18 protein-coding genes and 1 tRNA gene are annotated in these 17,371 nt (G+C 58.9%); 13 read left to right on the top strand and 6 right to left on the bottom strand.

Annotated features, from left to right (window positions below; all coding sequences use genetic code 11):
* Positions 1-74 precede the first annotated feature (74 nt).
* Both KGB29_RS16730 and KGB29_RS16725 read right to left on the bottom strand, forming a co-directional pair.
* On the bottom strand, positions 75-896 hold the full coding sequence (locus tag KGB29_RS16730; RefSeq protein WP_057716028.1) for an HDOD domain-containing protein: 822 nt from the start codon (positions 894-896) through the stop codon (positions 75-77).
* Positions 897-930: 34 nt separating this feature from the next.
* Complete coding sequence (locus KGB29_RS16725; protein ID WP_150814283.1) at positions 931-1,872, bottom strand: YgfZ/GcvT domain-containing protein; 942 nt, start codon at positions 1,870-1,872, stop codon at positions 931-933.
* Positions 1,873-2,021: 149 nt separating this feature from the next.
* Between KGB29_RS16725 and KGB29_RS16720 the strand changes: the two genes are divergently transcribed.
* Both KGB29_RS16720 and KGB29_RS16715 read left to right on the top strand, forming a co-directional pair.
* The gene (locus tag KGB29_RS16720; RefSeq protein ID WP_057716026.1) at positions 2,022-2,276 is read left to right on the top strand and encodes a succinate dehydrogenase assembly factor 2; all 255 of its coding nucleotides are present in this window, start codon (positions 2,022-2,024) and stop codon (positions 2,274-2,276) included.
* Positions 2,260-2,712 carry a protein YgfX gene (locus KGB29_RS16715; RefSeq protein WP_154947593.1) on the top strand — a complete coding sequence of 151 codons (453 nt, stop codon included), beginning with the start codon at positions 2,260-2,262 and terminating at the stop codon, positions 2,710-2,712. Before KGB29_RS16720 ends, KGB29_RS16715 begins: the two co-directional genes overlap by 17 nt.
* On the opposite strand, the gene nadB is transcribed toward KGB29_RS16715, so the two are convergent.
* Positions 2,681-4,297, bottom strand: coding sequence for an L-aspartate oxidase (gene nadB / locus KGB29_RS16710; RefSeq protein ID WP_057716024.1), 1,617 nt, complete (start codon positions 4,295-4,297; stop codon positions 2,681-2,683). The genes KGB29_RS16715 and nadB overlap by 32 nt on opposite strands.
* Positions 4,298-4,849: 552 nt before the next feature.
* Between nadB and rpoE the strand changes: the two genes are divergently transcribed.
* From rpoE to KGB29_RS16690, 4 genes are all read left to right on the top strand, one after another.
* Positions 4,850-5,431 carry an RNA polymerase sigma factor RpoE gene (gene rpoE / locus KGB29_RS16705; protein ID WP_003172477.1) on the top strand — a complete coding sequence of 194 codons (582 nt, stop codon included), beginning with the start codon at positions 4,850-4,852 and terminating at the stop codon, positions 5,429-5,431.
* A 31-nt stretch (positions 5,432-5,462) separates the two neighbouring features.
* Positions 5,463-6,050 carry a sigma-E factor negative regulatory protein gene (locus tag KGB29_RS16700; protein ID WP_057716023.1) on the top strand — a complete coding sequence of 196 codons (588 nt, stop codon included), beginning with the start codon at positions 5,463-5,465 and terminating at the stop codon, positions 6,048-6,050.
* Between the two features lie 8 nt (positions 6,051-6,058).
* On the top strand, positions 6,059-7,018 hold the full coding sequence (locus KGB29_RS16695; protein ID WP_057716022.1) for a MucB/RseB C-terminal domain-containing protein: 960 nt from the start codon (positions 6,059-6,061) through the stop codon (positions 7,016-7,018).
* A gap of 178 nt (positions 7,019-7,196) precedes the next feature.
* The gene (locus KGB29_RS16690; RefSeq protein ID WP_090453675.1) at positions 7,197-8,621 is read left to right on the top strand and encodes a DegQ family serine endoprotease; all 1,425 of its coding nucleotides are present in this window, start codon (positions 7,197-7,199) and stop codon (positions 8,619-8,621) included.
* A gap of 76 nt (positions 8,622-8,697) precedes the next feature.
* Here the strand turns inward: KGB29_RS16690 and KGB29_RS16685 are convergent, their stop codons facing one another.
* Entirely contained in the window at positions 8,698-10,131 is a 1,434-nt protein-coding gene (locus KGB29_RS16685; RefSeq protein WP_150814285.1) for a M48 family metalloprotease, read from the bottom strand.
* A gap of 98 nt (positions 10,132-10,229) precedes the next feature.
* Here KGB29_RS16685 and KGB29_RS16680 point away from each other — a divergent pair, with 98 nt between their 5' ends.
* Positions 10,230-10,469: a sulfurtransferase TusA family protein gene (locus KGB29_RS16680; protein ID WP_007979782.1), complete on the top strand. Its 240-nt coding sequence runs from the start codon at positions 10,230-10,232 to the stop codon at positions 10,467-10,469.
* Positions 10,470-10,500: 31 nt separating this feature from the next.
* Positions 10,501-11,571 (top strand): AI-2E family transporter, encoded by a 1,071-nt coding sequence (locus KGB29_RS16675; RefSeq protein WP_057716019.1) that lies wholly within the window; start codon positions 10,501-10,503, stop codon positions 11,569-11,571.
* Positions 11,572-11,714: 143 nt separating this feature from the next.
* Here KGB29_RS16675 and KGB29_RS16670 read toward each other — a convergent pair whose 3' ends face one another.
* The gene (locus KGB29_RS16670) at positions 11,715-12,188 is read right to left on the bottom strand and encodes a peroxiredoxin (protein WP_154861745.1); all 474 of its coding nucleotides are present in this window, start codon (positions 12,186-12,188) and stop codon (positions 11,715-11,717) included.
* 10 nt (positions 12,189-12,198) lie between these two features.
* Positions 12,199-12,759 (bottom strand): glycine cleavage system protein R, encoded by a 561-nt coding sequence (locus tag KGB29_RS16665; RefSeq protein ID WP_007979776.1) that lies wholly within the window; start codon positions 12,757-12,759, stop codon positions 12,199-12,201.
* A 327-nt stretch (positions 12,760-13,086) separates the two neighbouring features.
* On the opposite strand from KGB29_RS16665, the gene dapA reads away from it, so the two are divergent.
* The 5 genes from dapA to KGB29_RS16640 all read left to right on the top strand — a co-directional run bounded on the left by dapA (position 13,087) and on the right by KGB29_RS16640 (position 16,776).
* Entirely contained in the window at positions 13,087-13,965 is an 879-nt protein-coding gene (dapA, locus tag KGB29_RS16660; protein ID WP_057716017.1) for a 4-hydroxy-tetrahydrodipicolinate synthase, read from the top strand.
* 17 nt (positions 13,966-13,982) lie between these two features.
* On the top strand, positions 13,983-15,098 hold the full coding sequence (gene bamC / locus KGB29_RS16655; protein WP_057716016.1) for an outer membrane protein assembly factor BamC: 1,116 nt from the start codon (positions 13,983-13,985) through the stop codon (positions 15,096-15,098).
* A gap of 4 nt (positions 15,099-15,102) precedes the next feature.
* The gene (locus tag KGB29_RS16650) at positions 15,103-15,861 is read left to right on the top strand and encodes an MBL fold metallo-hydrolase (RefSeq protein WP_057716015.1); all 759 of its coding nucleotides are present in this window, start codon (positions 15,103-15,105) and stop codon (positions 15,859-15,861) included.
* A 28-nt stretch (positions 15,862-15,889) separates the two neighbouring features.
* Positions 15,890-16,603, top strand: coding sequence for a phosphoribosylaminoimidazolesuccinocarboxamide synthase (gene purC, locus KGB29_RS16645; RefSeq protein ID WP_154947592.1), 714 nt, complete (start codon positions 15,890-15,892; stop codon positions 16,601-16,603).
* Positions 16,604-16,686: 83 nt separating this feature from the next.
* Positions 16,687-16,776: transfer RNA gene (locus KGB29_RS16640), tRNA-Ser, on the top strand.
* Positions 16,777-17,371 lie beyond the last annotated feature (595 nt).

The following is a 17,371-nucleotide window of genomic DNA, read 5'->3' as shown; positions in this document are numbered from 1 at the left end:
CCACATTTGATCAGCGGCGACTCGGTTCAATGTGGGAGCGGGCTTGCTCGCGAAGGGGGCAACGCGGTCTTTGATCAGTAAAACATCGTGCGCGTTTCTTCCAGGTCGGCGCACATCGCCTTGTCGTCAAAATCGATTCCAAGTGCCTTGTAGGCCGGTACGTTCAACGCATCGGTACTGGCGAGCGGGTGATCGGTGTCCTGCAGGCAATACAGGCTGGCCACCTGTACCAGATCCACATAGTCGACCTGCGCAGACTGGCGCTTGAAGTTCAGGTATAGCCGCGGCACTTGCACCAGCATGTCGGGAAATTCCCAGACCCTGAGCAGTTTTTCGCCGATTAGCGGATGAATCCGGTCGATCACATGGTTGAGGCTGACCGGGTCGGACAGCAGCTCGTAGTGATCTTCGGCGTAGGTCAGGATCGGCAGCACGCCGATCTGGTGCACCAGGCCGCCAAGGGCCGCCTGATCGGGCTTTAGTCGGGTGCAACTGCGGCACAAGGCGTAGCTGACGCCGGCGATTTCCAGGCTTTTACGCCAGACATCGCGCATTTTCTGTTCCACCACATCGGAGCGGGCATGGAAAATCTGCTCCATGACCAGGCCGATCGCCAGGTTACAGCTGTAGTTGATGCCCAGGCGGGTGATCGCGGTATGCAGATCGGTCACTTCCTGGGTCGCGCGCAACAGTGGGCTGTTGACCACTTTGATCAGGCGTGCCGACAGCGCGGTATCACGGCCGATCACTTTGCTCAGGGTACTGACGCTGACTTCCGGGTTTTCCGCGGCCTTGCGAATCTGCAGGGCCACTTCCGGTAACGTTGGCAGAACCAGGTCATCGTTATTGATGGCCTCAACCAAATCCTGTTGGACCTTTTCCGCCAGCTTGCTCATTTAGTCTCTCTAGGTGTCGCGCCAAGTACTGCCGTTATTGCTGGATTTCGCGGTCGCGGTCCAGTTCATAAGGCAGGTCGAGCAGCTGCAAGGACGGCCCTTCGAGCGCGCCCAAGTGGATGTCTCCACTTTCTGCTGCTTCGGCTTGCAACACAGCCAGGAGTTCAATGTTCTGTCCGGCGCGGGCCGCCAGCACCACTTCGCCGATGGCGCTGCCGTGGGTCGGGGAAAACAGCGGGGTACCCGGCTCAGGCAGTTCGCCGGCAGCCAGTTGCAGGCGATACAGGCGGCGCTTGAGTTTGCCCAGGTACTGCATCCGCGCGACGATTTCCTGCCCGGTGTAGCAACCTTTCTTGAAACTCACGCCACCGACCGCTTGCAGGTTGAGCATCTGGGGGATGAACAACTCGCGGGTGCCGGGCATGACCTGGCCGATTCCGGCGCGGACCTGGCCCAGCAGCCATTGATTCAGATCGCCTTCGCTCAGCACAGCCGAAAGCTTGCCTTTGACCGCATCGGCTTGACCGGCGGCAACCCACAGTTCGGCACGATCAGGCGAGACGCGGATGGCGATCAGTCCATCGTTGCGCACGACGCTGTCGGCTTCTGCCGGCAGGTCCAGACCGAGGCTGACCAGTGCGGCGTCGCCATGGTCGACGCCGAAGCGGACCCAGGCGGCACTTTCGTCGGTCAGTTTCGACTTGGAAAATACCGCGTATTTTTTCAGGTCCGCCAGTTGCGGTTCGAGCAATTCGGTGGCCATGGCCAGGACCACGCCGTCACCCTCGAGCAGGATGCGGAAACTCGATTGCATCCGGCCTTTTTGCGTGCAGCGGGCACCGAGGCTGGCCCGGGAATCGCTCAGGTAGTTGAGGTTGCAGGTCAGTTGGCCTTGCAGGAATTTGCTGGCGTCCGCGCCGCGGACCGCGAGAACACCTTCATGAGAAAGGGTGCAGAAAAAAGCAGAATCGGCCATGGGTCATCGCAGGGTAAAAAGTCTGATGGACATCATAAGGGGCCGCCTTCGAAATGGGTAGTTAACAAAGGCTCGACGGTGGCCGACCAAAGCCGACTGTTCGACGGGGCGCGGGCCTGTATACTTGCGGCCTATTTGAGGAGCGCTCCATGGTCGAAGATGTTGAACTGAACCGCCTCTATTGGCACAGCCGCCGCGGCATGCTTGAGCTTGATGTGTTGCTGGTGCCGTTTGTGAAAGAGGTTTATCGGCACCTCAACGAGGTTGATCGCGCCTGCTATGTCAGGTTGCTCGAATGTGAAGATCAGGACATGTTCGGCTGGTTCATGGAACGCAGCGAATCGGAAGATCCTGAGCTGCAACGCATGGTTCGCATGATCCTGGATCGTGTCCAGCCCAAGTAATGGGTTCGAATGCCGCTGGCATGCCTCACGGCAGTTGCTGGCGGCCTATCTTCTGGCCCAGCTGTTCGCGTTGGGTTCGTTGTTTTTACTGTCGATTCCGGTCTGGGCCAGCTTGCTCGGCGTCGTGCTGTGCGTGGTTCACGGAGCCTGGCTGTTGCCCCGGCAAATCCTGCTGACGCACCCGCAGGCCTTTTGCGGCTTGCGGCGCGATGCCGATGGCTGGCAGTTGTGGAGTCGGGCAAGGGGTTGGCAGGCCGTACAACTGAGGCCGGACAGCCTGGCGCTGCCGTTGGTGGTGGTACTGCGTTTCCGTCTGCGTGGCGAGCGCCGGGTCAGGGCCATTTGCGTACCCCGGGATGCGCAGGCGGCGGATGTGCACCGACGCCTGCGGGTGCGGCTCAAGTTCAGCCGACGTAGGTGGGCGGCACCAGAATAGTGTCCAGCGCGACCGGCAACATGTCCGGGTAGTCGAGGGTGTAATGCAGGCCACGGCTTTCCTTGCGCTCCATGGCTGACAGAATCATCAGCTCGGCAACCTGGGCCAGGTTGCGCAGCTCGATCAAGTCCCGGCTGACCTTGTAGTTGCTGTAGAACTCGTCGATTTCATCCAGCAACAGCTGCACGCGATGTTGCGCCCGTTGCAGGCGCTTGTTGGTGCGCACGATGCCAACGTAGTCCCACATGAACCGCCGCAGCTCATCCCAGTTGTGCGCAATGATCACGTCTTCATCGGAATCGGTGACCTGGCTCGCATCCCAGGCGGGAAGGGGCGTTGGCATCGGAACCCGGGGCAACTGTTCGAGAATGTCCGCGGCCGCCGAGCGGGCATAGACGAAACATTCCAGCAGCGAGTTGCTGGCCATGCGGTTGGCGCCGTGCAGGCCGGTGAAACTGGTTTCGCCGATGGCGTACAGCCCGGGCACATCGGTGCGACCCTGTTGATCGACCATCACGCCGCCGCAGGTGTAGTGCGCCGCCGGGACCACCGGGATCGGTTGTTTGGTGATGTCGATGGAAAATTCCAGGCAGCGTTCGTACACCGTCGGGAAGTGCGTCTTGATGAAGGCTTCGGGTTTGTGGCTGATGTCCAGATAGACGCAGTCGATGCCCAGGCGCTTCATTTCATGGTCGATGGCCCGGGCGACGATGTCTCGTGGGGCCAATTCGGCCCGTGGATCGAAGCGCTGCATGAAGCGCTCGCCGTTGGGTAGCTTCAGGTGGGCACCTTCGCCTCGCAGGGCTTCGGTGACCAGGAAGCTCTTGGCTTGCGGGTGATACAGGCAAGTAGGGTGGAACTGGTTGAATTCCAGGTTCGCCACCCGGCAGCCCGAGCGCCAGGCCATGGCGATGCCATCGCCGCAGGCGCCGTCAGGGTTACTGGTGTAGAGGTAAACCTTGGCCGCACCACCGGAGGCGAGGATCACAAAGCGGGCGCCGTAGGTATCGACTTCGCCGGTGCCGCGATTGAGCACATAGGCGCCGAGGCAGCGATCACCTTCGAGTCCCAGGCGTTTCTCGGTAATCAGGTCAACCGCAACCCGCTGCTCCAGCAGTTCGATGTTCGGTCGTTTCCGGGCCTGGTCGAGCAGGGTGGTGAAAATGGCAGCGCCGGTGGCATCGGCTGCGTGGATGATGCGCCGATGGCTGTGACCGCCCTCGCGGGTGAGGTGGAACTCGAACCCGCCATCTTCGTTACTCGACTGTTCATCGCGGGTAAAGGGCACGCCCTGGTCGATCAGCCATTGAATCGCTTCCCTGCTGTGCTCGACGGTAAAGCGCACGGCGTCCTCATGACACAGGCCGCCGCCGGCATTGAGGGTGTCATCCACATGGGACTCAACGGTATCGGTGTCATCGAGAACGGCCGCAACGCCGCCCTGGGCCCAGAAAGTCGAGCCATTGGCGAGGTTGCCCTTGCTCAGAACGGCAATGCGCAAATGACCGGGCAAGGTCAGCGCAAGGCTCAAGCCGGCAGCACCGCTGCCAATTACCAGAACATCGTGTTGAAACTGTTGGCTCATTTCAGGATTCCGCTCAAAGCGACCCGGGTCGGGGGTGGCGCAGCTGGACTTTCGAGTCAATGCAGCCGCACTGCCCACTAGTATATAGAGGGGGGGAGCGGCACAATACCCGAGCTAGCATGGCATTGTGAAACTACCGTGACGCAAAACATCGGTCGCTTCGTCGGATGTTTTTCTGCCCGTTGGGCGCGAGAATGACTGTATCGCCGATTTAACAGTCTTTTTCCCTTCACGGTTGCACAATGTCGGGTTGGTACGGCTATAAATAATTGGAACTTTTGCCAAAGGGCCAAGATCAATAGACGGTTGCCTGAAACAAGGGACAGTGTCGGCTTCAGTGCCGGATTGCAGTTCGATCCTTGCTGAAGAATCCGATGACAAGATTATCCGCGCAGCCGGGTCAACTCGTGCTGCGCTTTTCGTGCGTGCCAAATCAGAGCCCGCAGGAAACTTGCCTGGAGGGGGAGAACTTTTGCGAAAAGCCCGAGTCTATGTTTGCAAGTCTGGTGGTTTACTTCTGCAAGCCTCCTCCGAGCTCATCGAGGAGTGTTCATGCTAACCCAGGAAGAGGATCAGCAACTGGTCGAACGCGTTCAGCGCGGCGACAAGCGTGCTTTCGATCTGCTAGTGCTGAAATACCAGCACAAAATTCTCGGGTTGATCGTGCGTTTCGTGCACGACACCCATGAAGCCCAGGATGTGGCACAAGAAGCCTTTATCAAGGCATACCGTGCACTAGGAAATTTTCGCGGAGACAGCGCGTTTTATACGTGGCTTTACCGCATCGCCATCAACACGGCGAAAAACTATCTGGTTTCACGCGGCCGTCGGCCGCCGGATAGCGATGTCAGTTCCGAGGATGCAGAGTTCTACGATGGCGATCATGGCCTCAAGGATCTCGAGTCGCCAGAGCGGGCTTTGCTGCGGGATGAGATCGAAGGCACCGTCCATCGAACCATTCAGCAACTGCCGGAAGATTTGCGTACGGCTTTAACTTTACGTGAGTTTGATGGTCTGAGTTACGAGGACATTGCGAGTGTCATGCAATGTCCGGTAGGCACCGTGCGCTCCCGGATTTTCCGCGCCCGGGAGGCCATCGACAAAGCCCTGCAGCCGTTGTTGCAGGAAAACTAAAGACAGCGGCGACAGCCAAGAGAGGAACGCCATGAGTCGTGAAGCCCTGCAGGAATCGCTGTCCGCAGTGATGGATAACGAAGCGGACGAATTGGAATTGCGTCGGGTATTGAATGCCTGTGACGATGTAGAAACCCGTGAAACCTGGGCTCGTTATCAGATCGCTCGGGCAGTGATGCACAAGGATCTGCTGCTTCCACGCCTGGACATCGCCGCGGCTGTTTCTGCTGCCCTGGCTGACGAAGCCGTACCGGCAAAAGCTTCCCGTGGTCCATGGCGCAGCCTGGGTCGTCTGGCGGTCGCTGCCTCGGTGACCCTGGCGGTGCTGGCCGGTGTGCGTCTGTACAACCAGGATGAGATCGCCGGTGTCGAACTGGCCCAGCAATCCGCTCAACCCGGACTGGCTGCTCCACAAGTAAAAGGCCCAGCCGTTTTGGCAGGCTACAATGAGAGTTCGGATGCTACTGGCCCAATGGCCAACGGCGTACTGCAAGGTCAGCCAGGCTGGCACGATCAGCGTCTGCCAGGTTACTTGCGCCAACACGCACAACAGGCTGCATTGAAAGGCACTGAGAGCGCTCTGCCTTACGCTCGTGCCGCAAGTCTGGAAAACCGTTAAGGAGGATCATGCGCGCCATACCTCTACTTTCGCTTCTGCTCAGCGGCTGGTTCATCGTTCCAGCCCAAGCCGGTGAAGCCCAGGACTGGTTGACCCGCCTGGGCCAGGCAGAGCAACAGCAAAGCTTTCAGGGTACTTTCGTCTACGAGCGTAACGGTAGTTTTTCTACCCATAACATCTGGCACCGCGTCCAGGATGGAAAGGTCCGCGAGCGTTTGATCCAGCTCGACGGTTCCGCTCAGGAAGTCGTTCGCATTGATGGGCAAACCCAATGCGTCAGCGGCACACTGATAGCAGGGCTTGGGGACTCCCCGAACTCCGCCGCCCGTGCACTCGATCCTCAAAAGCTCAAGAATTGGTATGACCTGGCCGTCATCGGCAAGTCGCGTGTCGCCGGGCGTTCGGCGGTGATCGTATCGCTGACACCCCGTGATCAGCACCGCTATGGTTTTGAACTGCATCTGGACAAGGAAACCGGCCTGCCTCTGAAGTCCTTGCTACTGGACGACAAGGGGCGGTTGTTGGAGCGCTTCCAGTTCACGCAAATGGATACCGCTGACGTCCCTTCCGAACAAGACCTGCAGGCCAGTAATGATTGCAAGCCAGTCAATCTCGAAAGTGACAAGGCCTCTGCCGTCAAGGCTGCCCAGGTCTGGCGTTCCGACTGGTTGCCGCCCGGCTTCGAGCTGACCAGCAGCACCGCTCGCAAGGATCCGCAGACCAAGACCCAGGTCAATAGCCTGATGTATGACGATGGCCTGACGCGCTTTTCGGTATTCCTCGAGCCGTTGAATGGCGCAACAGTCACCGACACCCGTACTCAGTTGGGACCGACCGTTGCGGTTTCCCGGCGCTTGGCCACGGCACAGGGCGACATGATGGTGACTGTTGTTGGCGAGATACCGGTCGGTACTGCTGAACGGATAGCGCTTTCGATGCGCACCGACGCCGCTGCAACCAAGCAGTGAGCTGAATTTGAAATGTTTCGTGAGCATTTCAGTTTGCAAAAATCCCGTAAATTTTTTATAGGTCAGAGCCCCTCGGCTCTGGCCTTGTTTGTTGTTCCCGGAACAAAAATACCGGCGTATTGTTCCCGGTGTTCCTTGCTCCATATCGCTTAACCATGCTCGTCGTAACGGGAGCCGTATGTCGATACCACGCTTGAAGTCCTACCTTTCCATTATTGCCACCGTGCTGGTGCTCGGTCAGGCGGTCACCGCCCAAGCGGTCGAATTGCCTGATTTTACGCAACTGGTCGAACAGGCTTCGCCTGCGGTCGTGAACATCAGTACCACGCAAAAGCTGCCGGATCGCAAAGTCAACCAGCAAATGCCCGACCTCGAAGGCTTGCCACCGATGCTGCGCGAATTCTTCGAACGGGGCATGCCGCCACAATCGCGCTCACCTCGTGACCGTCAGCGCGAGGCAACCTCCCTGGGTTCGGGTTTCATCATCTCTTCCGATGGCTATATCCTGACCAATAATCACGTGATCGCCGATGCTGACGAAATCCTCGTCCGCCTGGCCGATCGCAGCGAAATGAAAGCCAAGCTGATCGGTACCGATCCACGTTCCGACGTGGCGCTGCTGAAAATCGAAGGCAAGGATCTGCCAGTGCTCAAGCTCGGTAAATCCCAGGACCTGAAGGCTGGCCAATGGGTTGTCGCGATCGGTTCGCCATTCGGCTTTGACCACACGGTGACACAAGGCATCGTCAGCGCCGTCGGTCGCAGCTTGCCGAACGAAAACTATGTGCCGTTCATCCAGACCGACGTGCCGATCAACCCGGGTAACTCCGGCGGTCCGCTGTTCAACCTCAACGGTGAGGTGGTCGGGATCAACTCGCAGATCTATACCCGCTCCGGTGGCTTCATGGGCGTGTCGTTTGCAATCCCGATCGACGTGGCCATGGATGTTTCCAATCAGCTGAAATCCGGTGGCAAGGTCAGCCGTGGCTGGCTGGGCGTCGTGATTCAGGAAGTGAGCAAGGATCTGGCCGAGTCGTTCGGCCTGGAGAAGCCGGCCGGTGCGCTGGTCGCCCAGATCCAGGACGATGGTCCGGCTGCCAAGGGCGGCCTGCAAGTTGGCGACGTGATCCTGAGCATGAACGGTCAGCCAATCGTCATGTCGGCCGACCTGCCGCATCTGGTTGGCGCGTTGAAGGCTGGCAACAAGGCCGATCTGGAAGTGATTCGTGACGGCAAGCGCAAGAATGTCGAATTGACGGTCGGCGCGATTCCGGAAGAAGGCAAGGAGCTGGATGCGCTGCCAAAATCCAGCATTGAGCGCAGCAGTAATCGCCTGGGTGTTTCCGTGGTCGAGCTGACTGACGAGCAGAAGAAAACCTACGACCTCAAGGGTGGTGTGCTGATCAAGGAAGTACAGGACGGCCCTGCTGCCATGATCGGCTTGCAGCCGGGTGATGTGATCACCCATCTGAACAACCAGGCCATCGGTTCCACCAAGGAGTTCGCGGACATCGCCAAGGCGCTGCCAAAGAACCGTTCGGTGTCGATGCGGGTACTGCGTCAGGGGCGTGCGAGCTTCATCACCTTCAAGCTGGCCGAATAACCCGGTTGTTGGTTGCATAAAAAACCGCCTCGAAAGAGGCGGTTTTTTTGTGTCCGGACCTTTTGTCGCCGGGGCGTCAGCCCATCATGTCCTTGATCATGCGCTCTTGTTCCATCAGCTCGCGTTGTCGCGCGTCGATCCGCGAAGACAGCGGGAAGTTGCTGCCAGCCCTGCGTTTGGCGAAGTCCAGTTGCTGAATGGCCTGTTTGTAGTCACCGACCAGCGCAAAGTATTCGGCGCGAGCCTGATGCAGGCCGATGATATTGCCCGACAGGCCGCGCGTCTCGGCAACCTGATACCACACGTCCGGATCATCCGGGCGGGACTTGAGCAGGCTTTCGAGGGCTTTCTCCGCATCCGCAGTACGGTTTTGCTTGAGCAGCAGGTCGACGCGGATCTGGTTCAGCGGGTAGTTGCCAGAGTATTGGCCCATCAACCGGTCAACCCGGGACTGGGCATCCGCCAGGCGATTATTGGTGATATCCAGATCGACCTGAGCCAGGTTGTAGATGATTTCGTTGGGTGACTTGGCCAGCAACTGCTTGAGGTTTTCCCGTGCTTCGTTCAGATGGCCGCCCTTGATCTGGGCGATCGCCAGGCCGTAGCGTGCCACGTCGTTTTTCGGGTTCTCGTCGAGCTGGGCGCGGAAGCGCTTGGCACCAAGCCCCGGGGTTTCTTCATAGATCAGCTGTACGCGTGCGCGGATCAGTTGGTAGCGCATGCTGTCTTCGATACCGCCCTTTGGAAACTGTTCGGCGCGGTTGCGGGTGTCGGCGATACGCGATTCAGTGACCGGGTGGGTCAGCAGAAATTCCGGTGGCTTGGCATCGTAGCGGTACTGACGCCCCAGCCGTTCGAACATGGTTGGCATCGAGCGGGGATCGTAACCGGCCTTTTCCAGATTGAGGATGCCGATACGGTCGGCTTCCTGCTCGTTCTGGCGGGAGAATCGCCGCTGTTCCTGGATGGCTGCGGCCTGTGTGCCGGCAATGGCCGCGATCCCGGCGTCACCGCCACCGGCGGCTGCCAGCACGATACCCGCCAGCAATGCAGCCATCATCGGTACTTGCATGCGTTGCTGCGCTTCGACGCCCCGGGCAAAGTGGCGCTGCGACAAGTGAGCCAATTCGTGCGCCAGTACCGAAGCGTATTCGCCCTCGGTCTGGGCGTTGAGGAACAAACCTCCGTTCACCCCGACGATCCCGCCCGGCGCTGCAAAGGCGTTGAGCTGCGGGCTGTTGATCAGGATGAATTCCAGGCGTCGGTCAGTGACCTGGCTGGTCTCGACCAGTCGGTAAACGCTGGATTCCACGTAATTCTTGAGCTGCGGATCGTTGAGCTGTGAAACCTGACTGCGCAACATTGCCAGCCAGGCGCGACCGAGCTGGTATTCCTGTTGCGGTGAGACAATGGCAGAACTGGCGTCGCCGAGTGACGGCAGGTCGTCGGCAAAGCCCGGTGAGGCGAGCAGGCAAGCGAGCGTCAGCAGGGTGGGGCGCAAAAAAGTCATGCACAAAGCCTTAGTCGACAAAGACCTTACTGTAGCCGGACACCGGCGTTGCGACCAGATATTCTAGGCAACACAACCACCTGACCCGGAGTGATGCAATGACCGACGCTGTAGAGCATGACGTTGAACTGGATGCCAGCGGCCTGAATTGCCCGTTGCCGTTGCTCAAGGCCAAGATGGAGCTCAACCGGCTGGCCAGTGGCGCGGTGCTCAAGGTCATCGCCACCGATGCGGGTTCGCAACGCGACTTTCGCACCTTTGCCCGATTGGCCGGTCATACCCTGCTTCGTGAAGAAGATGAGGCGGGTGTTTACCGCTATTGGTTGAAAAAAGCCTGAAATCGGCTGCGTTTACTCCTAAGGATTATTGATGTTCAAAGTGTTGCGCGACTGGATTCAGCGCTATTTCTCCGATGAAGAAGCGGTGGTGCTGGCTGTCCTGCTGTTTCTGGCGTTCACCGCCGTGCTGACCCTGGGCGGTATGCTGGCGCCGGTGCTCGCCGGGATGGTGCTGGCGTACCTGATGCAGGGGCTGGTGGTGACCCTCGAGCGCCTGCGGGTGCCGGGCGGGGTCGCGGTGGGGCTGGTCTTTGCGTTGTTCATGGGGCTGTTGCTGGTGTTTATCGTGGTTGTCGTGCCATTGCTCTGGCATCAACTGATCACCCTGTTCAACGAGTTGCCCGGCATGCTCGCCAAGTGGCAGTCGCTGTTGCTGCTGCTGCCCGAACGCTATCCGCATCTGGTGTCCGATGAGCAGGTACTGCAGGCCATCGAAGCGGCACGGGGCGAAATCGGCAAGTTTGGTCAGTGGGCACTGACGTTCTCGCTGTCGAGCCTGCCATTGCTGGTGAACATCATGATCTACCTGGTGCTGGTGCCGATCCTGGTGTTCTTCTTCCTCAAGGATCGGGCCATGATCGGCCAGTGGGTGCGCGGTTACCTGCCCCGTGAGCGGGCATTGATCACCCGGGTCGCCCATGAAATGAACCGGCAGATCGCCAATTACATTCGCGGCAAGGTCATCGAAATCTTCATTTGCGGTGGCGTGACCTACATCGCCTTTGTTGTCCTGGAACTCAATTACGCGGCGCTGCTGGCACTGCTGGTTGGGATTTCGGTGGTGGTGCCTTATGTCGGCGCCGTGGTGGTGACCGTGCCCGTGTTTCTGATTGCGCTGTTCCAGTGGGGCTGGAGCGATCAGTTCATATACTTGATGGCGGTCTACGGGATCATTCAGACGCTGGATGGCAACGTGCTGGTGCCATTGTTGTTCTCGGAGGCGGTCAACCTGCACCCGGTGGCAATCATCTGCGCAGTGCTGTTGTTTGGCGGGTTGTGGGGGTTCTGGGGGGTGTTCTTCGCGATTCCCCTGGCGACGCTGTTCAAGGCCGTGCTGGATGCCTGGCCGCGCAAGGAGCCGGAGGTGGCGCCGCTGCTTTAAGGGGCAGGTTTGATCGTTCAGTGGGGCTGATGGCCCCTTCGCGAGCAAGCTCGCTCCCACAGTTGACCGAGTTGTTCAGAAAAACACCGTCTAATGTGGGAGCGGGCTTGCTCGCGAAAGCGCCTTCACAGGCGTCGATAGAATCAGGCCTTGTTCAGTGCCTGAGCAGCCGCCAGAACCGCATCAACATGCCCCGGCACCTTCACGCCGCGCCATTCCTGACGCAGTACGCCATCCTTGTCGATCAGGAACGTGCTGCGATCCACGCCCATGTATTCCTTGCCGTAGAGCTTTTTCAGCTTGATCACGTCGAACAGTTGGCAGATGGCTTCGTCCTTGTCGCTGATCAGCTCAAAGGGGAATTCCTGTTTGCACTTGAAGTTCTCGTGGGATTTGAGGCTGTCGCGAGACACGCCGAACACTTCGGTATTGGCGGCCTTGAACGCAGCGTATTGATCACGAAAGCCCTGCCCCTCGGTCGTGCAGCCCGGTGTGCTGTCCTTGGGGTAGAAGTAGATCACTACCTGCTTGCCTTTCAGGCCGGCGAGGCTGACGGTTTGCCCGCTGGTGGCGGGGGCTTGGAAATCGGCAACCGGTTGGTCGATGGCAACGGCCATGAAAGCTTCCTTACATTGGGTTCTGTGGGCGCCAGGGTTCGATCAGGGCATCGAGGTTCAGCGCGTCGGCAAAATCCAGGAACTGATCGCGCAGCCAGCTGATTTGCACGCCGGCCGGCAAGGTCACGGTAAACGTGGCGTTGAGCATGGTGCCGCCGGTCTGCGGAGCCTGATAAGTGTCGCAGGTCAGGTTTTCCAGCTCGACATTGTGGTCCATGAAGAACTGGCACAGCTCGTTGATGATGTCCGAGCGGTAGGCCGAGCTGACATAAGCGACGTACGGCAGGGCCTGAGGGCGGTTTTCCAGGGCCGCGCTGCGCACCACGTTGACCGTGAACGCATGCCGCTTGGCCAATACCGGCAGGCTGCCTTCCAGGCGTGCCAGGGCATCCCAGCTACCGGAGATTTCCAGCACCAGGGCACTGCATTCGCCATGGCGGGTCAGGCGAGAGGTGACAACGGCGCAGCGGTTTTCATGGCTGGCGCGGCACAGGACGTTGGTCAGCTCCATGGGGTTGGCGCCGAGGGCACTGATAACAAGGAATTGTTCGCGAACTGTGGGGGTGGACATGCAGCATTCCTAAAGCGATGAGCGGTCGGTACGTCCAGAGGGCGTTTTGCCGGGGCGAGCCTGCGGATGCGAATTCAGAAACCCCCAAGCGGCAGGTCGCGACGTGCTCCGGCAGGGCGGGAGCGAGAGGCGGCAACGCTGGATCAGGGCTTGTGATGCCGTAAATGGAGGCTGAAACCCGGCGCGCGAGCTTGTCTGTACCGATCAAAGTCTGAAGGGTAGCGAAAACCGGCGCCAAGGGGAATGGCGGCAGCACAGTACTTCGCTTGTGCAAGCATCTTGGCGCCAGTACCATTACGGCTCTCTTTTTCCGGCAGGAGCGGTTTCATGATTGCGGGCAGTATGGTGGCACTGGTCACACCCATGGATGCACAGGGGCGTCTTGACTGGGACAGCCTCAGCAAACTCGTGGACTTCCACCTTGAAAACGGCACCCATGCCATTGTCGCCGTCGGCACCACCGGCGAGTCGGCAACCCTCGACGTCAACGAGCACATCGAAGTCATCCGTGCCGTGGTCAAGCAGGTCAACGGTCGTATTCCGGTGATTGCCGGTACCGGCGCCAATTCGACCCGCGAAGCCGTCGAATTGACCCGTAATGCCAAGGAAGCCGGCGCCGATGCCTGCCTGCTGGTAGTGCCGTACTACAACAAGCCGACCCAGGAAGGCCTGTACCTGCACTTCAAGCACATCGCCGAATCGGTCGACATCCCGCAGATTCTCTATAACGTTCCCGGCCGCACCTCCTGCGACATGCAGGCCGAAACCGTGATCCGCCTGTCCACCGTGCCGAACATCATCGGTATCAAGGAAGCGACCGGCGACCTCAAGCGCGCCAAGGCCATCCTCGACGGCGTAAGCAAGGACTTCATCGTCCTTTCCGGCGATGATCCGACCGCGGTCGAGCTGATCCTGATGGGCGGCAAGGGCAACATCTCCGTTACCGCCAACGTCGCACCGCGTGAAATGGCCGATCTGTGCGAGGCCGCCCTCAAGGGGGATGCCGAGACTGCACGGGCAATCAACGAAAAACTGATGCCGCTGCACAAGGACCTGTTCATCGAAGCCAACCCGATTCCGGTGAAGTGGGCTTTGGTTGAAATGGGCCTGATGCACGAAGGCATCCGCCTGCCGTTGACCTGGCTGAGCGCACCTTGTCACGAAACGCTGCGCACGGCCCTGCGCCAGTGCGGCGTCCTGGTTTAATTGAGGAAGTACAACGCATGAAGCGAATGGCCGGACTTTCCGCACTTGCCTTGATTATCTCCAGCACCAGTGGCTGTGGATGGATCTGGGGCCCGGAAGGTTATTTCCGTGACCGTGGTAGCGATTACCTGGAAGCGCAACAGACTGCACCGATGCAAATGCCACCGGATGTCCGTACCGCCAAGCGTCTGGATCCGCTGTTGCCGATCCCGCGCAACGTGGCCGATGACACCGCCAAGGGCGAATACATCGTTCCTCGGCCGCAGCCGCTGACCGCGGGTGCTGACGCCGGTGCCTACTCCCTGCAGAAGAGCGGCGGCTCCAGCTCCATCCTGGCGCAGAATCCGCCGGCTGAAGTCTGGCCCGTCGCCGTTCAGTTCTTCCAGGACAACGGTTTCCGTCTGGATGAACAGCGTCCGCAAACCGGTGAATTCACCACGACCTGGCAGCATTCCGATGAACTGTCTGCGGCCATGGCCAAGCGCCTGAGCGCGGCCGGCGTCAGCACGGACAGCGAAACCCGCGTGCGGGTGCGCATCGAACCGGGCGTGCAGCGCAACACCAGTGAAGTCTATGTGGTCAGCGCCGAGCGTCCCGCCGGCAGCACCGCCGACGTGGCCTTCACCAACCGTTCGGTCAACACTGGCCTGGACGCGGCACTGGTCGACGACATGCTCGCGAGCATGAGCCGTATCTCCGAGAAGGGCGGTTCGGTCTCCATGCTGGCTTCGCGTGATTTCGACGCGCCAAGTCGTGTCAGCCTGAGTGAAGACGGCAGCGGCAACCCTGTGCTGAACGTCGGTACCGATCTGGATCGTGCCTGGTCGAGCGTCGGTCGTGCGCTGGAACAAGGCGAATGGCGTGTTGAAGACATCAACCGCAGCCTGGGCCTGTACTACATCAACCTGGCCGAAAAAGCCGAGAGCAAAGACGACAAGCCAGGCTTCTTCAGCAGCCTGTTCGGCAGCGCGCCGAGCAAGGAAGAGCTTGAGGCCCGCGCCGAGCGTTATCAGGTTCGCCTGAGCAAGGTTGGCGAGAACGTCCAGGTCACCGTAGAGAAAAACATCAACACCGTGGCGCCGGCCGATGTGGCGCGTAAAGTGTTGAGCAAGATTCAGGACAACCTGGGCTGATCCTATGCGTTTTGCCGTTCTCGGCAGCGGTAGTCAAGGGAACGGCACGCTGATAGCCAGCGCTGATACGTACGTATTGGTGGATTGTGGTTTTTCCCTGCGGGAAACCGAAAAACGCCTGCTGCGCCTGGGTGTGAACCCTGCGCAGCTGAGCGCGATACTCGTGACCCACGAACATGCCGACCACGTGCATGGCGTGGGTTTGCTGTCTCGGCGCTACAATCTGCCTGTCTACCTCAGTCGCGGGACCTTGCGCGGGATGCGCAAACCTATTGAGCCGGCAGGCTTTCTGGCCGGCGGCGATCAACTGCAAATCGGCGACTTGAGCATCGGTGTCATTGCCGTGGCCCACGATGCACAAGAACCGACGCAATATGTTTTCAGTGACGGTTTACGGCGCTTCGGCCTGTTGACCGACCTGGGCTCGTATTGTGACAAGGTGCTGGACGGCTATCGGGACCTCGATGCGTTGATGATCGAGTCCAATCACTGTCGTGACATGCTGGCTCGCGGTCATTACCCGTACTTTCTCAAGCAGCGGGTAGGCGGTGAACTGGGGCATTTGAATAACCACCAGGCGGCATTCCTGGTGGCCGAGCTGGGCTGGAAAGACCTGCAACACCTGGTCCTGGCCCATCTGAGCAGCAAGAACAACCTGCCGCGGCTGGCCCGGCAATGTTTTGTCGACACCCTTGGGTGCGACCCGGACTGGCTGCAACTGGCCGATCAAGATTCAGGGCTCGACTGGCGACATATCGCCTAGCCCATCTACTTAGCAAGCGGAGCCCATCATGGAAAAACGTGAAGAACTCTACCGCGGCAAAGCCAAGTCGGTTTACAAGACCGACGACGCTAACCGCTTGATCCTGCTGTTTCGTAACGACACCTCGGCGTTCGACGGCAAGCGCATCGAGCAGCTCGACCGCAAAGGCATGGTGAACAACAAGTTCAACGCCTTCATCATGCAGAAGCTCGAAGCGGCCGGCGTGCCGACCCAATTCGACAAATTGCTGGGCGACAACGAATGCCTGGTGAAGAAACTCGACATGATCCCGGTCGAATGCGTCGTGCGTAACTACGCCGCCGGCAGCCTGGTCAAGCGTCTGGGTGTCGAAGAGGGCATGAAGCTCAACCCTTACACCTTCGAACTGTTCCTGAAGGACGACGCCAAGGGCGACCCGTTCATCAACGAATCCCATGTCGTGGCCTTTGGTTGGGGCACGGCCGAGCAACTGGTGCGCATGAAAGAGCTGTCGCTCAAGGTCAACGAAGTCCTGAGCAAACTGTTCGATGGCGCCGGCCTGCTGCTGGTCGACTTCAAACTGGAGTTCGGCGTGTTCCACGATGGCTCCATCGTGCTGGGCGACGAATTCAGTCCGGACGGCTGCCGTCTGTGGGACAAGGCCACCGGCAAGAAAATGGACAAGGACCGCTTCCGTCAGGGCCTCGGTGACGTCATCGAAGCCTATGAAGAAGTCGCCAATCGCCTGGGCGTACCGCTTTAACCGACGCAAGCATCTGATAGCACAGAAATATTTCGCTTAGGGGGTTCGCTTCCTGCGAAAGTGTTGTTATGATGCGCGCCGTTGGAGAGATGCCAGAGTGGCCGAATGGGACGGATTCGAAATCCGTTGTACCTTCACCGGTACCTAGGGTTCGAATCCCTATCTCTCCGCCATTATTGAACAAGACGAAGCCCCTGAAGTGGTTAAACATTTCAGGGGCTTTTTCGTTTCTGTCGTATTGGTCGGGGAGGGCATTTCGTGTCCCGGCATTTTTGACGTGATGCCCGTCATGCTCTTGGGATCCCCTGGGTATCCATTTGCCGTAGGGCTTTCTCACCATTGTTGTATCTATATGTCCAAGTGATGTGGTTTGGGTTCGTTGCTGTCCCAGTGCTTTATATAGATGCTGGAGGTTCTCATGGTGGCGGCCCGGACGCTTTGGCAAGGAAGAAGAATTTTCAGGTGGGGGGTTGACCACGTATTTTAATACTGTACTATTCGCCTCCCGCTAACGAGCAGTTTGATGTGGCTCTTGGTTTAAGTAGTTGATTTTGTTGAAAAATCAGAAACTTTTAAGGTTGCAAATTGAAAAGATGCGCTGTAAGATGCGCACCTCGGTTGAGACGAAAGATCTTAACCAGCCGCTCTTTAACAACTGAATCAAGCAATTCGTGTGGGTGCTTGTGGAGTCAGACTGCTAGTCAACAGATTATCAGCATCACAAGTTACTCCGCGAGAAATCAAAGATGTAACCAACGATTGCTGAGC

The organism is Pseudomonas sp. BF-B-30, from assembly GCF_019956305.1.
GTDB lineage: Bacteria > Pseudomonadota > Gammaproteobacteria > Pseudomonadales > Pseudomonadaceae > Aquipseudomonas > Aquipseudomonas jessenii.
This window is presented reverse-complemented; position numbering and strand designations above follow the sequence as displayed.

What these genes read in the sequence shown, in the direction of transcription:
- KGB29_RS16730 (WP_057716028.1), bottom strand. Translation starts at nt 896, where the DNA reads ATGAGCAAGCTGGCGGAAAAGGTCCAACAGGATTTGGTTGAGGCCATC.
- KGB29_RS16725 (WP_150814283.1), bottom strand. Translation starts at nt 1,872, where the DNA reads ATGGCCGATTCTGCTTTTTTCTGCACCCTTTCTCATGAAGGTGTTCTC.
- KGB29_RS16720 (WP_057716026.1), top strand. Translation starts at nt 2,022, where the DNA reads ATGGTCGAAGATGTTGAACTGAACCGCCTCTATTGGCACAGCCGCCGC.
- nadB (WP_057716024.1), bottom strand. Translation starts at nt 4,297, where the DNA reads ATGAGCCAACAGTTTCAACACGATGTTCTGGTAATTGGCAGCGGTGCT.
- rpoE (WP_003172477.1), top strand. Translation starts at nt 4,850, where the DNA reads ATGCTAACCCAGGAAGAGGATCAGCAACTGGTCGAACGCGTTCAGCGC.
- KGB29_RS16700 (WP_057716023.1), top strand. Translation starts at nt 5,463, where the DNA reads ATGAGTCGTGAAGCCCTGCAGGAATCGCTGTCCGCAGTGATGGATAAC.
- KGB29_RS16695 (WP_057716022.1), top strand. Translation starts at nt 6,059, where the DNA reads ATGCGCGCCATACCTCTACTTTCGCTTCTGCTCAGCGGCTGGTTCATC.
- KGB29_RS16690 (WP_090453675.1), top strand. Translation starts at nt 7,197, where the DNA reads ATGTCGATACCACGCTTGAAGTCCTACCTTTCCATTATTGCCACCGTG.
- KGB29_RS16685 (WP_150814285.1), bottom strand. Translation starts at nt 10,131, where the DNA reads ATGACTTTTTTGCGCCCCACCCTGCTGACGCTCGCTTGCCTGCTCGCC.
- KGB29_RS16680 (WP_007979782.1), top strand. Translation starts at nt 10,230, where the DNA reads ATGACCGACGCTGTAGAGCATGACGTTGAACTGGATGCCAGCGGCCTG.
- KGB29_RS16675 (WP_057716019.1), top strand. Translation starts at nt 10,501, where the DNA reads ATGTTCAAAGTGTTGCGCGACTGGATTCAGCGCTATTTCTCCGATGAA.
- KGB29_RS16670 (WP_154861745.1), bottom strand. Translation starts at nt 12,188, where the DNA reads ATGGCCGTTGCCATCGACCAACCGGTTGCCGATTTCCAAGCCCCCGCC.
- KGB29_RS16665 (WP_007979776.1), bottom strand. Translation starts at nt 12,759, where the DNA reads ATGTCCACCCCCACAGTTCGCGAACAATTCCTTGTTATCAGTGCCCTC.
- dapA (WP_057716017.1), top strand. Translation starts at nt 13,087, where the DNA reads ATGATTGCGGGCAGTATGGTGGCACTGGTCACACCCATGGATGCACAG.
- bamC (WP_057716016.1), top strand. Translation starts at nt 13,983, where the DNA reads ATGAAGCGAATGGCCGGACTTTCCGCACTTGCCTTGATTATCTCCAGC.
- KGB29_RS16650 (WP_057716015.1), top strand. Translation starts at nt 15,103, where the DNA reads ATGCGTTTTGCCGTTCTCGGCAGCGGTAGTCAAGGGAACGGCACGCTG.
- purC (WP_154947592.1), top strand. Translation starts at nt 15,890, where the DNA reads ATGGAAAAACGTGAAGAACTCTACCGCGGCAAAGCCAAGTCGGTTTAC.